Origin of the sequence: Prevotella sp. FD3004 (assembly GCF_000746155.1) — a bacterium.
GTDB lineage: Bacteria > Bacteroidota > Bacteroidia > Bacteroidales > Bacteroidaceae > Prevotella.
Genome location: NZ_KN050820.1, coordinates 103,903 through 120,117 on the forward strand (window position 1 = coordinate 103,903; position 16,215 = coordinate 120,117).

The 16,215-nt window shown below is 48.6% G+C and carries 7 protein-coding genes; 4 read left to right on the top strand and 3 right to left on the bottom strand.

Going from position 1 to position 16,215, the window contains the following annotated elements:
• Nucleotides 1-50 precede the first annotated feature (50 nt).
• Nucleotides 51-1,175, top strand: coding sequence for a SusE domain-containing protein (locus T325_RS11085; protein ID WP_036913967.1), 1,125 nt, complete (start codon nt 51-53; stop codon nt 1,173-1,175).
• Nucleotides 1,176-1,192: 17 nt separating this feature from the next.
• Nucleotides 1,193-2,332, top strand: a complete 1,140-nt coding sequence (locus tag T325_RS11090; RefSeq protein ID WP_036913970.1) for a glycoside hydrolase family 76 protein — start codon at nt 1,193-1,195, stop codon at nt 2,330-2,332.
• On the opposite strand, the gene T325_RS11095 is transcribed toward T325_RS11090, so the two are convergent.
• The 3 genes from T325_RS11095 to T325_RS11105 all read right to left on the bottom strand — a co-directional run bounded on the left by T325_RS11095 (nt 2,286) and on the right by T325_RS11105 (nt 10,860).
• Nucleotides 2,286-6,287: a hybrid sensor histidine kinase/response regulator transcription factor gene (locus T325_RS11095; RefSeq protein ID WP_036913973.1), complete on the bottom strand. Its 4,002-nt coding sequence runs from the start codon at nt 6,285-6,287 to the stop codon at nt 2,286-2,288. The two genes, T325_RS11090 and T325_RS11095, sit on opposite strands and share 47 nt — an antisense overlap.
• A 123-nt stretch (nt 6,288-6,410) precedes the next feature.
• Nucleotides 6,411-7,076, bottom strand: a complete 666-nt coding sequence (locus T325_RS11100) for a hypothetical protein (RefSeq protein ID WP_036913975.1) — start codon at nt 7,074-7,076, stop codon at nt 6,411-6,413.
• Nucleotides 7,077-7,290: 214 nt separating this feature from the next.
• Nucleotides 7,291-10,860 (bottom strand): glycoside hydrolase family 38 C-terminal domain-containing protein, encoded by a 3,570-nt coding sequence (locus tag T325_RS11105; protein WP_036913978.1) that lies wholly within the window; start codon nt 10,858-10,860, stop codon nt 7,291-7,293.
• A 326-nt stretch (nt 10,861-11,186) separates the two neighbouring features.
• On the opposite strand from T325_RS11105, the gene xyn10D/fae1 reads away from it, so the two are divergent.
• Both xyn10D/fae1 and T325_RS11115 read left to right on the top strand, forming a co-directional pair.
• Nucleotides 11,187-13,352, top strand: coding sequence for a bifunctional endo-1,4-beta-xylanase/feruloyl esterase (gene xyn10D/fae1, locus T325_RS11110; RefSeq protein WP_036913981.1), 2,166 nt, complete (start codon nt 11,187-11,189; stop codon nt 13,350-13,352).
• A gap of 236 nt (nt 13,353-13,588) precedes the next feature.
• On the top strand, nt 13,589-16,048 hold the full coding sequence (locus tag T325_RS11115) for a glycosyl hydrolase family 95 catalytic domain-containing protein (RefSeq protein WP_036913983.1): 2,460 nt from the start codon (nt 13,589-13,591) through the stop codon (nt 16,046-16,048).
• Nucleotides 16,049-16,215 lie beyond the last annotated feature (167 nt).

Genomic DNA, 16,215 nt, shown 5'->3' on the forward strand with positions numbered 1-16,215 from the left:
ATATCATCAATAAGTATTATTAGTAAAAACCAAAAAAGAAACAATTAGCTATGAATAAGAATATTGTTAAGGCATTCGCGCTGTTAGGCGCCGTGCTCAGTATGTCAGCCTGCACCTCCGACATGGAGTTCAAGGACAGTCAGGTATCCGCCATCACCCAGCTCTACGAGCCCGCCGATGGCAAGAGTGTAACCCTTCAGGCTTCGGCCACTGCCTCTACTTTCTTTGAGTGGGAGGCTGCCAAGGCCGAAGATAGTGGTTCGCCCCTCTACGAGGTTGTCTTCTACAAGGATGGCGAGAGCACACCTATCTATAAGGTGCTCTCTGATAAGAATGGTATGATGAACAGTGCCACCATCACTCACAAGACCCTGAACAAGGTAGCCGCAGCTGCCGGTTTCAAGAGTGGTGCCAGCGGCACAGTCAGCTGGTCGATCATTGCCTCACGTGGTTTGAATCAGGCCGAGGCTACAGTTAAGCACAAGCTGAACATTACTTCGCTCGAGGGCTTCGACGAGATTCCTTCTTCGCTCTTCATCATGGGCGAGGGTGCCGAGAACGGCTGTGCTTTCTCTTCGCCTGAGCAGGGTGTATATGAGATCTTCACCAAGCTCGAGGGTGGCAAGAGCTACCAGTTCTGCAGCAACAACAAGGGCGATGGCACTATCTACTCGCTCGATGGTTTGAAGTTGCGCGAGGGTGGTTCTACCGTGGCACCTGCTACAGGTATCTACCGTCTGGTACTCGATTTCAATGTGGCTTCGGCTACCATCCGCGAAATCAAGAGTCTCGGTTTGTTCTTCTGTCCTAACAACAATATCATGTTCGATCTTCCTTACGCTGGCAACGGCGAGTTCTCAGGTGTAGGTGTGGTAGCCTTCAAGCAGGAGGGCTGGGGCCGCGACGAGCGTTATAAGTTCCTGATGGAGTATGCCGACGGCACCAAGCAGTACTGGGGCACCAAGAATGGCACCGACTCACGCCCTGGTGGTCTGGCTATGGACGATCCTTACTATTATATTATGGAAACTGGCAACAACCAGTGGGACGACAAGTGGAAGTTTGATGGCGACTTCGATGGTGGCTCTGATGGTCCTCACCCCGGCGTCAAGACCCGCATCACCGTACTCTTCCATGGTGCCAACTATACCCACCATGTTGAGTTGGCCGACTAACCTGTAAGTTCTAACTTATGCATAACATATTAAAAGTTTTCTTCGTACCGCTTCTCTGCAGCCTTGTGCTGCAGGGTTGCGGTTCTTCTTCATCCGAGGATGAACCAACGCCTGCACCACAGCCTGAGCAGACGAATTGGAAACAGGTGGCCGAGCAGGCTACACAGGCTTTAGTAACTCACTTCTGGAACGGTCGCGAGGGCTATTTCAACTCGATGCCCGATGTGGCCGATATCCATCAGAATCAGTATTGGCCCCAGGCACATGCCATGGATGTGGTGATTGATGCCTATCTGCGTACAGGCAGTGCCGGCTATCGCGACCTGTTTGACAAGTGGCACGAGGGTATCAAGAAAAAGGCTGGCAACAGCTATTTCAACGATTTCTACGACGACGAGGAGTGGATCTGCTTGACGATGCTCCGCCTGTACGACTGCACCAAGGAACAGAAGTATCTGGATACCGCCCAGTTGCTGTGGGACGACATCCAGAATGCCTGGAACACCAAGTACTGCGGTGGCGGCATGGCTTGGCGCAAAAGTCAGCCCTGGAGCAAGAATGCCTGCAGCAATGGTCCTGCCGGCATCATCGCTGCCCGTATGTACAATATCCTTCACAAGGCATCTGATTTAGATCTGGCCAAGCGCATCTATAACTGGGAGCGCGACAACCTGTATGCCCCTGGCACGGGTGCTGTGTATGATAGTATGAACGGGCAGGATGGCAACAATGTTACCACCTGGGTGTTTACCTATAATCAGGGCACGTTTGTGGGTATGTGCTACGAGTTGTTCAAGATTACTGGCGAGACCCTGTATCTGCGCGATGCTGTGCGTGCTTCGTCTTACACCCTGTCGAGCCTGAGCGACCTCACCGAGAGTGTGCTCAAGGACGAGGGTACTGGCGATGGCGGCTTGTTTAAGGGCATTTTTGTGCGCTATTTCACCCTGCTCATTCAGGAGCCCCAGGTTGATGCGAGCGATAAAACCCGCTTTGTGGCTTACTTAAGGCACAATGCCGAGGTACTGAAGGAAAAAGGCCTTCAGGCCCAGTACCTGATTGGCAGCAACTGGGCTCGTAACACATCGGCCATCGACTTGGGTACCCACGTTAGTGGTTGTGTACTGCTCGAAGCTGTTGCTCTCGATACTCTTTAGGTGTCATACCAAAATGCTTTCGGAACTCAGTATAGAACTGTGAGCGCGTGTTGAAGCCCGTTTTATAAATGATTTCCTGAATAGTGGTATTAGTAGTGGTAAGCCATCTTGCGGCCACATTAATACGATAGGTCTTGATATAATCCTTAGGTGTCGGCATATTGGCATCACTGAACTTCCTATAGAGATTGCGCGGACTGATACTCATCAGTTCCGCCAACGTCTCTGGGGTCAGCTCAGTATCGGTCAGATGCTCGTCAATCACCTTTGTCACTTCGTCGGCAAAGCTCTGGTGCTCCTTGCTAATCAGGTCGCCGCCTGCATACACATAGGCCGATGCTGCCGAATTATAGTATTCGCGCAGCACGTTGCGGTTCTCTAACAGTCGTACCACGGTGGCCTGCAGCAGGTTGATGCTGAAGGGCTTGCTGATATACACGTCGGCGCCGCTGTCTAATCCCTCTATACGCTCCTCTTCCGATGTCTTGGCCGATAGGATAATCAGTGGTATGTGCATGGTGTGCTTGTTGCGCTTTACCTGTTGTGTAAAGTCCAGTCCGTCGGTACCAGGCATCATAATATCGGTAATAATCAGGTCGGGAGTTTCCTCTTTCAGGTAGGCCATGCCCTGTTCGGCATTCAAGGCTGCCAGCACACGGTAGTCCGACAAGCAGTCGGCCAGCAGGTCAAGCATCTCCTGGTTGTCGTCAATCGTCAGGATGGTAGGTGTTCTGTCGCCTGCCATCTTGGGCAGTGGGCGTGCAGGTTTGGCATTGCTCACTGCCTGTGGCACAGCCAGGGGCATGTTGTCGGTCTGCTTAGCCGATGTCACCACCTCGTCGCTCATACCTTCGGGTAGCGGCTTTTCGGGCAGATACACATTAAACTGTGCATACTGGCCCACTTCGCTGTCAATCTCTATCCGTCCGCCTAACAGTTTGGTCATGTTATGACAGATGGCCATACCAATGCCATTACGTGAGGTCTGTCCGGCATTCGGACTCTCCTCAACGCTGTCGAACACAGTGTAATAGTCAAAAATGCGTTCCCTGTCTTCAGGTGCGATGCCGCGACCAGAGTTGTAGACAGAAAAAAGTAATCCGTCATTCTGTCGGACCAGTGTAACCTTAATCGTTCCTTCGCTTTTGGTGTATTTGAAGGCATTTGATATCAGATTACCAGCTATTCTTTTCAATGCCGTATCATCAGAGATCCACACGATGCCCGGCTCTATCTCCTGCTGATATGTGATGCCACTACGCTCAGCCATCTCTGTAAAGGCACTGGCAAAGTCGCTAATGACGGATGAAACGTCGACCCTGCGCCAGCTGATGACATGATGACCCGAGGTAACACGACGCAGGTCGATGATTTCCTGAATCAGACTATTCAGGCGGCTCAGGTTCTGCATCACTTTACCTACGTATTTCCTGACAAATCCGTCGGTCTTGCCGTAGGCTAGGATGCGTTCACAAGGACCGTAAATCAGAGTAAGTGGCGTGTTCAGTTCGTGTACCACATTGGTCAGGAACTTCAGCTTCTCCTCATACAGCTCATCTTGGTGCTGCTGATTCAACTTTGCTAGCTGCATCTGCTGTTGCAGTTTCTGATCCTTATACCAGTTACGTGCCAATATGGCAATCACAGCCAAAGCCAGCATGGCATAGACCAGATAGGCCCAGATGGTACGATAATAAGGTGGTCTAATATCAATGTGGAGTTGTGAAACGACCGTTTCACTGCCATCATGCATATTCTTGGCCTTGACATAGAGCATATGGCTGCCTTCAGCCATCTGTGTAAACGAGATGATGTTGCTCGCCCCATTATCTATCCATTCACCATTGTCCGCCAAGCGGTAGAGATAATGATAGAAAGGCTCTTCCAGATAATTGAACGTGGCTAGACTCACGGAGAATGTGTTCTGCGTGTGGTCGAGTGTGAGGGTAAGATTATCGCGCTCACCTTTTGTAAATTCATTGATATTCCGCAACTTACCAAGAATATCAAGTGCCGTAAACCCTATCTGCGACTCATGTATCTTCTGGTTGGTGGTCTTTTCATTCTCTATGGCAGTAAAACCATTGATACCTCCAAAGAAAAGTTCCATGCCTTTAGCGAATGCAGCTCCATCGCTATACTCTGTCACATCCAGGCCACTGTTCATACCATAGACTTTCAACACAGTTCCGTCACTCGAGAGTTCCACCAGACCGTTGTTTGTTGTAGCCCATACCTCGCCATCCATTCCTTTTGTAAAGGCATGGATGGTATTGTTGGGCAATCCGTCGGTGGTACTTAACCGCCGACTCTTCCTGTTCTTGTCGAGAATGCAGATACCCATACCAGTGCCAATCCACAGATTATCCCCCACAGCCTGCAGGGCAAACACGTCATTGATGCTTGGATCTTGTGTCTTTAGAGTCGGTACGTGTCTTAGCCGGTCGTTTTCCAAGGTATAAAGTCCCTTTCCCCGATTGCCAAACCACCAACGCCCCTTCTGGTCATAAGTCAAGCAGAAGAAATAGTTAGATGGACCTTTCCCTTCGTCCAGCGAGTATTGGCGCATATTGGTCAGGCGCGGCTGTCCGTTCTCCATGATAATGTCAGCTCTGAAGATGCCTGTACCTAATGCAGCCATCCATAGTTGGTTATCTTTCTCCCGAACGTCGATAACCTGCTGTATCCTTCGGTCTGATTGTACAGGGAGGATCTTTTTCGAGTCGTACGAGTAGTAGCAGATGCCTTCGCCCCCACTGATCCAGAATCCAGGGAACTTGCTTTCTGCAAAGTGGTATATCACGTTGCTGGTCAGACCGCTATTCTGTTCTCTGAAGAACATCTCCTTTAATTGTCGTGGGTTCTGATATACGCTGAACTTAGGAAGACAAATCACGCCATCACCCTTGGTACCCACCCACAGGTTACCATCGTCATCCTTCAGTAGTGTCCTGATGGGGCAAGACTTACCGGCTCTTATCGACGCACTCGAAAATGAGCGCAGGGTGAGCGGTTCATCGCAATACATCAGTACACCACGGCCGTCGGAACCTATCCACACGATGTCGCCCAAACGGTCTTTCCGCAGACAGAACACACCAGTCTCCACATCCAAGTCGACAATCTCATCTGGTTTTCCAGCATGGCGGTTCACCTTGATGACACCGCCTTCTGTAAAGGCTATCATCAGCGACTCCTTGAACCGCAGCACATCGGTCACACCGCCACGACGACTCAGTTCAGCTGCCAACAACATCTCGTGTCGCATTTTACGGGACTTCAAATCATAACTGTACAATTGTCCGTCATCCGACACCATGTATTCTACGCCTTCATTATTCACAGCCGTCATCAACCGAACATGCTTCACCCATGTAGGACGTCCAATCGAATAAACATTATTATCCAACTGTAACGGATAGCTGACGACACCCTCATGACGGAAGAGCAAGAGTTCATTGTGCGAAAAGGCGAAATCGCAGATATCCCCCAATGTAACGCCATGGAGGGGCAGGACATGGATGCACCCGTCCTGCCTGCCTATATAATTCAGTTTACCATCTTGTAACAGGAAGCCATCACCTTGTGGATTCCGTCGGATACGTCTTAATCCTTGAAACTCCGGGTAGAATCTCACAGTCTGTCCCTTGGCCGACACGATGTTCAGTCCATAGTTAGTCAGAACCCACGTCTTATCCCCTTCCACTGTGACCACATGTTCTATCAGATTTCCGTAGAGTCGCTGGCCGGCATTGAAGGTGGCAGGCCATACTCTGTGCCCGTCGTAACTGTCCAATCCGTCAATCGTTCCAAACAGCATGGCACCATCGGACTGTTGCTCAATGGTGAGAACAGAACTTGACGACAATCCGTCGACATTAGAAATATGTCGGATGTTATAAGCCTGCACGTGCAGGACAAAAACTAATAAAGCCAGTAGTAATCTTATCTTCATGTATAATTTTTCCTTTTTCGTGCGCAAATATACGGAAAAAACTTGTAAAAGCGGAACGATTTTGGAAGATTAACGTAATTCTGCCAAGAATACTTCCTATAGCTTTTTATCTATACGACGGAGCTAATTTCCAACCTTCCCTGCTGCTTTGTCTTTTTGCCCCAGCGTTGTATCAATAAGGAGGAAAAAAGGAAGAGGATTAACCTTCAACATTTTATCTGGAATGTTTCTGATATAATCTTTGATTACAGGATAGTCATCAAACTCTTCAGCAAGCGTGATTCTACGTTTTTCGCTAAGTTTCTGATGAGATCTAAACAGTGCTTTTGCATAGTACATTTCAGGGGTCTTATACAAGTAATAGTCTCCCAAAAAGTCATGCCATGCTTCGTAGATAACGACATTCCGCCCAGAGTAGATGATGTAACACATACATGGATGCTTATACACCATCGGTTCATCATTCCCATAAGAATTATTGACAGGAACGGGCACACTAACAATTACATTATAAGGATTTGTATCAACCCATACATACATACTATCAATATCTTTGGTGGCATGCCTTCTATTCTTTCCTAAAAATTTATCAAGGTCATTGAGTACAACTTCATCATCGTAGACCCATACACTATGATGAGCGTTCTGGACATACCCACTATCTGTTGTACCGTCTTTTAACCATACCTGGGCATGCCAATAGTTCTTCACGACTTTTCTCTGCTGTGAAAAAGCTCCTACCGATACGATAATTGCAGCTGTTAGAAATATAAATCTCAGTTGTGTCATACGCTTTATATGTTCATTGTATCTGTTATCAGTATGCAAAGGTAATATAAAATTATGAGACTAAATAAGGAAATGATCATAATTCAAGCGCTCTATGGCTTTTATCTTTATAAATGCCTGCTTTTCTCTATCCAAACACTCTGTCTCCGATCCTCAGGAAACCCTCTGTTAAAAGCTTTCCGAGGATTGGAGACAGAGTGACAAGTTTATCTGATTAGAAAAGTTCTAATTCATAGATACGTGCGGCTGGCATCTGTCCCTGAGTGGGAGAAACCACAAAGAGACGAACATATCGCACCGTGGCTGATGGAAACCTGCGGTCGACAAGGTCGTTACGGTTATTGTCTATCATATCGAGCGTTTGCCATTCCTCGGTATCGGAATTACGCCCCTGCAACAGACAAGTGCGGGTGATATAGGCCGCCATCTCACGACCACCATTCAACAGACGCCAACGACCTACTGTGGTTGGTTTGCCAAGGTCGAGGACAACATAGTTCGGGGCCGACTGGGCATCGCACCACTTGGTATCAGAACGTCCGTCGATAAGGTTGGCAGCCTCTTCGTCTTTGTTTACTTCGCCTGAAACAGTCACAATCTTTGCGTTTTTCAGCAGCGACACTTTTTCTTCCTCAGCCTCACCCTGTGCAGTAGCTCCTCCTATGATGGCTGTCTTAAAGAATGGAGCTGCAGGCGTGGCATATTCTGTATCGTTGGCCAACGTAGCCGCGAAGAGTACGATATGACGGTCGCGAGGAAGAATCACCTGACGTGCGCCCTTTGGGATGTAGAGTTTCACCTTATACATATAGGTAAACTCATAGGGCTCATCGGCACTCGGCGAATGACGGTGGCTTCCCACCCAAGCGACTTCTGCATCCTTAATGAAGCCACGGGTCTGACCGTCATGTCCCCATTGGCCAATGAAGCCCGAGTAATAAGGAATACTAACCGTCTGCAGACTCTTGCCGACAGTAAAAGTGCCTTCACGGTCATCCTTGTCGCTGGCAGCAAGTAGATAGAGGTGAGTATAAGTCTGGTTGGCAGGCAGTAGCAGTGTGTCGCCCTTGCACGAGAGACCATTCTTACCTTCCTTCTCACCAAAGCAGAAGTTTATGCCATCAACGATCAGTCCACTGCTTGGCCATAATTCGGCTGCGAAGCTATAGCCGTCACTAAAGTTGGCTGCTGTGCGGAACTCGTTGAATGTAGCGCACATGCGGTCGAAATTCAGTTTGATGTTAGATGTGGCAAACTGAGTGTTCGATTGTATCGCCTTCTTCAGTCTCACTTTATATGTCTTCACACTATAGGGCTTAATGCTGATATTGAGACTCCTGCCTAAGAACGAAGCCTGTCCGATGGTCTTCTCAGTACCATCAGCCTCCACAGCTTCTGCTATCTCAGCCGCAAACGTGATTTTAGCCAGTTGTTCCGTGCTTCCACTTGTCTCATACACGCGTACTACATATTCATCGCTTTCGTCTGCGCGCTTCAGGGCACGGACCATCACATCATTATTATCTGATGCAACGAATGAGAAAGATTTGCCAAGACTACCAGTATGTTTTGTGGCATTGAATACCTTGAGCGGATTGTTTAGCTCCAATCCCTGCCGAACTGCTACTGAAGGATAGAGTTTATCCTGATGGCCAATGAGACTATAGGTGAACACATGGTGACCAAAGTCCTGCTCGGCCTGATAGGCATAGTTACGCTCCACTTTTGGCGAATAGAGCAGCGACAGACGCATGGTGTTGTCGTTAGGTTTATCCCATCCATAGCGGGAATCGTTGAGGATGGTAATACCATATTGCCCAGAACGGTCGGTAAGATCAGTCCACTGGTGAGCATAAACCTCAAACAGGTTGTCGCAGTTATTGCCGCGCTTCACGTTGCCAAGACCGATATCGTAGGTTGCCTCAGGATTGCTGATATTCAAGGGGAACTCGGCTTTGAGCAGAGCATTCAGAGAGCGCCAGTCGACCTCGTTCTCAAAATCGATACGCTCCGCTTTTCCACCTTCGTAGAGGTGTATGCGTTGAGTGATTTCCGACTCGCCATATTTCTTTTTTATAATGAGTGTCTGACGCAGCGGTCCAGACTCCATGCTGATTTCCACCCCATCGTGTACAGGCACTGGAGCCTTATCGAGAGTAGCCTTCTGAATCTCCCAAGCGGGCCATATCTTCGACAAGCAATCGTCGAATACTACCAGTCGCAGGCTCTTGCCTGAAACCACCATTTCACGATTGGCTTTCTTATCAAAGAGAGAGGTGATGTCGCCATACTCATCAACTGAAAGTTTGTAGCGACTGTTCTCTATTGTCTGACCTTGTTTGCTAATGTTCTTCCATTTACCGGTAGTCTTAACGCCATACACGGCAAATCCCATTGATGGTACACTGGCATTGAACAGCAGGAAGTGTTTACCATTTCGCTGCACCACTTGCGACGTCACTTTTTGTCCGTTGGCGTCCACTACTTGGTAGTTGTTGTCGTCAGCCAGCTCAACTTCGGCCAGACTATTCACGGGGAACGCCTCACTATTATAAACTACTACAGGCTTACCATCTACACGAGTGTCCATCAACTGTACGATATCACCTACACTATGCGTCATCACATCCGAAAATTTCTTCAGAGCCAGCAGTTCGTCGTTCCACGAGAACTCGTAAGCACGTGGGATTGAGGTGCCAGTAACGTCATCGTGGAACTGATGCCAGATGACTCGCTGCCATGTTTCCGTCATCTGACTGACAGGATATTTGGTTTTACCTAGCCAGTCGGCCATCACCGCTGCCCGTTCTGCGGCACCACCCAGATTCTCATTCTGGCGGTTGTAGAGTTTCATGGCTGCCTGTGATGTATAACAAGCATTGCCATGTACATCCATGGGCAACTCGCCGTCGAACACAGGCAGTTCGGGATGCTTTTCATAAGGCAGAAAGTCCTTGTATATCTGGTCGCTTGTCGACGAGATAATTTTTATCGAACCTTCACCCTTCAGTCCTTTTTCGATAGAACGTACGGATGAGATGGTGGGCGATCCACCTATGTCACCTGTTCCATAATAGCGATAGGCCATTCCTAGTGAGCTTTCATTAATCTCGCGCATCAAGTCATTGCTATGCGATATATTCTCATCGTTATAGATATGACCATAATCAAAGCCATGAACCATCATAATGCGGCTGCCATCAATGCCCTGCCACAATCCTATAGTGAAAGGATAACGTTTATTACCTTCGTAGAAAGGTTTGGTGCGCCACATCAACTTCTGACTCGAGAAGCCAATCAGTCCACAATGAGCTGCAAGCGTAGGCAAGGTGTAGGGGAAACCGAAGCAGTCGGGCAAGAACACGTCTGTTCCCTCAGTACCGAACTCCTTACGGTAGAAATTCTGACCAAGCATAAAGTTGCGCAACATCGACTCGGGCGAACTGATAATCGTCTCGTTGGCATCCCACGAACTACCAGCTATGTGCCAACGGCCTTGAACTATATACTTTTTCAGTTCTTGGTATTCCAATGGGTAATATTCCTTCATCCAAGCGTACTTCACTGCTCCTTCGAAGTTGAATACATAATTAGAATACTGTCTGAACAGCGCCAGGTTTTGGTTAAGGGTGTTTCGTATGTGGTCTCGGATAGTAGCTTGAACATCCCAATTCCACTGGGTATCCAGGTGGGCATCGGCCACCATATACGCCTTCTTTTCCTGTGCCACAATATTCATCGACACCAAACACGAAATAGCAATTGTTGTTACCTTCTTTATCATAAATATTAATTTTGTGGGTTGAATAGTAATGTTACATTAGTTTTGCGCTGCAAACTTACCGAAAAAAAAACTCCCAGTAGTCCTGGTTTGTGCCATTCTTGTCCTTACACATAATACATTTTATTTCTACACATATTCAAAAATAGGATATTCCTATATAATAGTAGGAAATGTGCCAAGAACAATTGGCAGATTAACAAATTTGGGTATAATATGACTCATTAGGTACAAATAATAAAGAATATGATACTCTCAGAATAATCGGATTGGAGGATTTATTGTACCTTTGCTGCCGAATAATTAATAATCAGATTATATTAGCAAAAATGAAAAAACTTTTCTTTGCATTATCGTTTTTCACCATGAGCAGCGTGTCTGTTCTGGCACAATGGGGACGTCCTATCGACTTCTCGGAAGGCCCCGGATTGAAGGATGCCTACAAAGAGTATTTTACCATCGGTGTAGCTGTCAACCAGCGTAACGTATCAGAGGCCGACCAGATGGCCATCATCAAGAAGCAGTTCAACAGCGTGACTGCTGAGAATGACTGGAAACCTGGCGAAATTCACCCCAAAGAAGGTGTATGGAACTTTGAAAAGGCCGACAAGATAGCCAACTTCTGTCGTGAGAACGGCATTAAAATGCGTGGTCACTGCCTGTGCTGGCATTCTCAGTTTGCCGACTGGATGTTCACTGACAAAAAAGGCAAGCCCGTGAAGAAAGAGGTGTTCTACGAGCGTCTGCGCGACCATATCCACACCGTAGTAAACCGCTATAAGGACGTGGTTTATGCCTGGGATGTTGTGAACGAGGCCATTGCCGACGACAATATGATGTTCCGACCTGGCGCAAGTCCTTATCGCCAAAGCCGTCATTTCCAGCTCTGCGGCGACGAGTTCATTGCCAAGGCATTCGAGTTTGCACGCGAAGCCGATCCCGATGGTCTGTTGTTCTACAATGACTACAGTTGTGTGGACAATGGCAAGCGCGAACGTATATATAATATGGTAAAGAAGATGAAGGACGCAGGTGTGCCCATCGACGGTATCGGCATGCAGGGGCACTACAACATCTATTTCCCCGACGAGGAGCAGCTCGACAAGGCTATCAGCCGATTCAGCGAACTGGTGAAGCACATCAACATCACCGAACTCGACCTGCGCACCAACACAGAGAGCGGTGGCCAGCTGATGTTCGCCCGTGGCGAGGCTAAGCCCCAGGCTCCATACATCGCTACCCTTCAGGAGGATCAGTACAACCGCATTTTCAAAGTATTCCGCAAGCACGCTGACGTAATCGACAACGTAACGTTCTGGAATCTCAGCGACAAGGACTCTTGGCTCGGCGTGAACAACCACCCACTGCCTTTCGACGAGAACTTCAAGGCTAAGCGCTCTCTGCAGGTTATCCGCGACTTCGACGCAGCTGCTGACAAATACGTACCCAAGGACGACTGGGTACCCAACCCACTGAACCAGCCCGGACAGGAATATCCACAGGTGAACAGCGAAGGTTATGCACGCTTCCGTGTAGAGGCTCCTGATGCCAAGTCAGTCATCGTAAGCCTCGGTCTTGGTGGTCGTGGCGGTACCGTACTTCGCAAAGATAAAGATGGTATTTGGGTAGGTACGACGGAGGGGCCGATGGATCCTGGTTTCCATTACTATCACCTGACTATTGATGGTGGTGTGGTGAACGATCCTGGTACACACAACTACTTCGGCTCATGCCGTTGGGAGAGCGGTATCGAGATTCCCGCGCCCGATCAGGACTTCTATGCCCTGCGCACAGATATTCCTCATGGAAACATGCAGAAGGTTCTCTTCTACTCAAAGAGCCTTGGAAAAATGCAAGAAGCTACTGTTTACCTGCCCAATGGATACGGCAAGCTCGTGAAGGGAAAGCAGGAACGCTACCCAGTGCTTTACTTGCAGCACGGCTGGGGTGAAAATGAGACCAGTTGGCCTGTACAGGGTTGCGCCGGACTGATTATGGACAACCTGATTGCAGAAGGCAAGATCAAGCCTTTCATCATCGTAATGGCCTATGGTCTGACTAACGACTTCAAGTTCGGCACCATCGGCAAGTTCACTGCCGAGGAGTTTGAGACCGTGCTCATTGACGAGTTGATTCCTTTCATCGATAAGAACTTCCTGACCAAGGCTGACAAGTGGAACCGTGCCATGGCTGGTCTGTCGATGGGTGGTATGGAGACCAAGCTCATAACCCTGCGCCGTCCTGAGATGTTCGGCTATTGGGGTCTGCTTAGCGGTGGCACCTATATGCCCGAGGAGATCAAGAACCCAAAGGACGTGAAGGTAATCTTCGAGAGCTGTGGCGACAAGGAGAATCCAGAAGGTATCAACAAGAGCGTTGAAGCCCTGAAAGCTGCAGGCTTTGATGCTCATGGTCTGATCTCGGAAGGCACTGCACATGAGTTCCTTACATGGCGTCGTAGTTTACGCGAAATGGCTCCTCTGCTTTTCAAATAGTCAAAAAAATAAAGAAAAACTGCACATTTTGCAAGTATGAAACAAATAAAAAAGTAAATGTAACATAGGAGTAACAGACTTTTAAATATTTATCGTACTTTTGCAGCAGAAATTTGAATTGAATAGGTTAAAATTGTTTTAGTTATATTAGTAGTTAGTAGTTTTTCCTTCCTCGGGGCTCAAGAATAGCGTTTCTTGTCCCGAGGTTTTTTTTGAAACCCTATAATTATATATATATGAGATGTATTATTACAACCATGTTATTCTACACTGTTGCAACACTGACTATTCAGGCACAGGAGCACCAGTTATGGTACGATAAGCCCGCCACCCAGTGGCTTGAAGCCCTACCCATCGGCAACTCACACTTGGGGGGCATGGTCTATGGCGGCATTATGAACGAAGAGATACAACTGAATGAAGAGACTTTTTGGAGCGGTTCACCTCATTCTAACAATAGTACAGAATCGAAGGAACATCTACAAGAGGTGCGCCAGTTGATCTTCGACGGCAAGGAGAAAGAGGCTCACGACCTGATAGAGAAGTATTTCATCAAAGGCCCCCACGGCATGCGTTTCCTACCTTTAGGCAGCGTGAAAATGAATTTCCATGGTGAGGAGAATGTAAACGACTATCGCCGACAGTTGGACTTAGGAAATGCCACAGCCACGACACGCTTTACCCTCAACGGTGCGACCTATCAGCGCACGTATTTTGCATCGCAGGCCGACAATGCCATTATCGTTCGCCTACAAGCCAGCGAGAAAGGATCCCTGACTTTCAACATGGCCTTCGACAGTCCACTGGCATTCAAACGTAACGTAGAAAACCACCAGCTAAGGGCTGTCGTGGAGAACGTAGAACAAGAAGGGGTGTCTGCCGGACTACAGGCTGAATGCCGTATCGACGTAACTTCCGACGGAGAAATTGTAGATGGGACCGAGAGCATCACCGTGGTCAATGCTACCACCGTGACCCTCTACATTGTTGCTGCCACCAATTACGAGAGCTACAAAAACACCAACGGCAACCCTACACAGAAGAACCTTCGGACATTGGCAGGCATCAAGCGCAATAGCTACCAGAAACTACTAGAGCGCCACATAACCAAATACCGTGAGCAGTACGACCGTCTGAACCTGACACTGAAAAGTCAGAGTCCTTCGACTACTCTGCCTACCGACCAACGTCTAGCAGCCTTCGACGGCACAGACCTCGACATGGTGTCACTCATGATGCAATATGGCCGTTACCTGCTGATATCATCGTCGCAGCCTGGCGGACAGCCCGCCAACCTACAGGGTGTGTGGAACAACAAGACGGACGCCCCCTGGGACTCGAAATACACCATCAACATCAACGCCGAGATGAATTACTGGCCAGCTCTCGTGGGCAATCTGGCTGAGACTCAACAGCCTCTCTTCTCGATGATTCGCGACTTGAGTGAGACGGGCGCTATCACGGCACAGCAGATGTATGGTTGCAAGGGGTGGATGGCCCACCACAACACAGACCTTTGGCGTATCACCGGACCTGTGGACGGCACGACGTGGGGCATGTTCCCAACAGGCGGCGCATGGCTGACCACACACCTGTGGCAGCACTACCTCTTCACTGGCGACAAGCAGTTCCTGACCGACCATTACGACATCATGAAAGGAGCAGCCGATTTTCTATTGGATTATATGCAGGAATATCCTGCCGATGGTGAACTGAAGAATGCCGCAGGATGGCTGATGACAGTTCCCACTGTCTCACCAGAGCATGGTCCGATGGGAAAGGGAACAACCGTGACCGCAGGATCGACGATGGACAACCAAATCGTCTTCGATGTACTCTCACAACTGATTCAAGCTGCCAAAGCGCTTGGCAAAGACGAGGACTCGCTCAGTGTCTATCAGAAAGCCCTGCAAAAGTTGCCACCAATGCAGATTGGTCGTTACGGACAGTTGCAAGAATGGCTCATCGATGCCGATGACCCAAAGGATGAACACCGTCATATATCCCACCTCTACGGGCTCTATCCCTCAAACCAGATATCGCCCTACCAGCACCCGGAACTGTTCACTGCTGCAGCCAACACCCTAAGACAACGCGGTGACATGGCAACGGGATGGAGCTTGGGATGGAAGACCAACTTCTGGGCACGCATGCTTGATGGCAACCATGCCTATCAGATTATCAAGAACTTGCTGACGTTGATACCCGCCACGACAGAATGGGGTCCTCGAGGCGGCACTTATCCGAACCTCTTCGACGCTCACCCGCCCTTCCAAATTGATGGTAATTTCGGTTGTGCCGCAGGCATCTGCGAGATGTTGGTTCAGAGTCATGATGGTGCCGTACACCTGCTACCTGCCCTGCCCGACGCTTGGCAAGAAGGCAAAGTAAAGGGCCTGCAGGCACGAGGAGCCTTTACCGTCGACATGACATGGGCAGAAAACACACTGCAAGAGGCAGTCATCACCTCAAAGATTGGGGGCACACTACGCGTACGCTCTTACGTTCCCCTGACAGGCGACTCACTCAAAGAAGCAACTAGCGACTGCCCCAACCCGCTGCTGGCTCCTGCCGCCATCCGCAAACCTCTGAAGTCGGCAGAACTCAAAAGATTCCAAACACTGCCCCTGCAGAAAATCTATGAATACGACATAGAGACCCAGCCAGGACAGAGTTATAGGCTTAGGAAACTGTAACATTTTCGTTGAATGTTACACCATGTAAAGTTTGTGAGACAAAAGCCAACGCCTATGTCTCACATTTTTATTACCTTTGCACCCAGAATACGAAAGTAATACACTAAACAATATGCGGAATTACGTAAACAGAAAGAAACATTACCTAACTTATTTATCAACCGTAT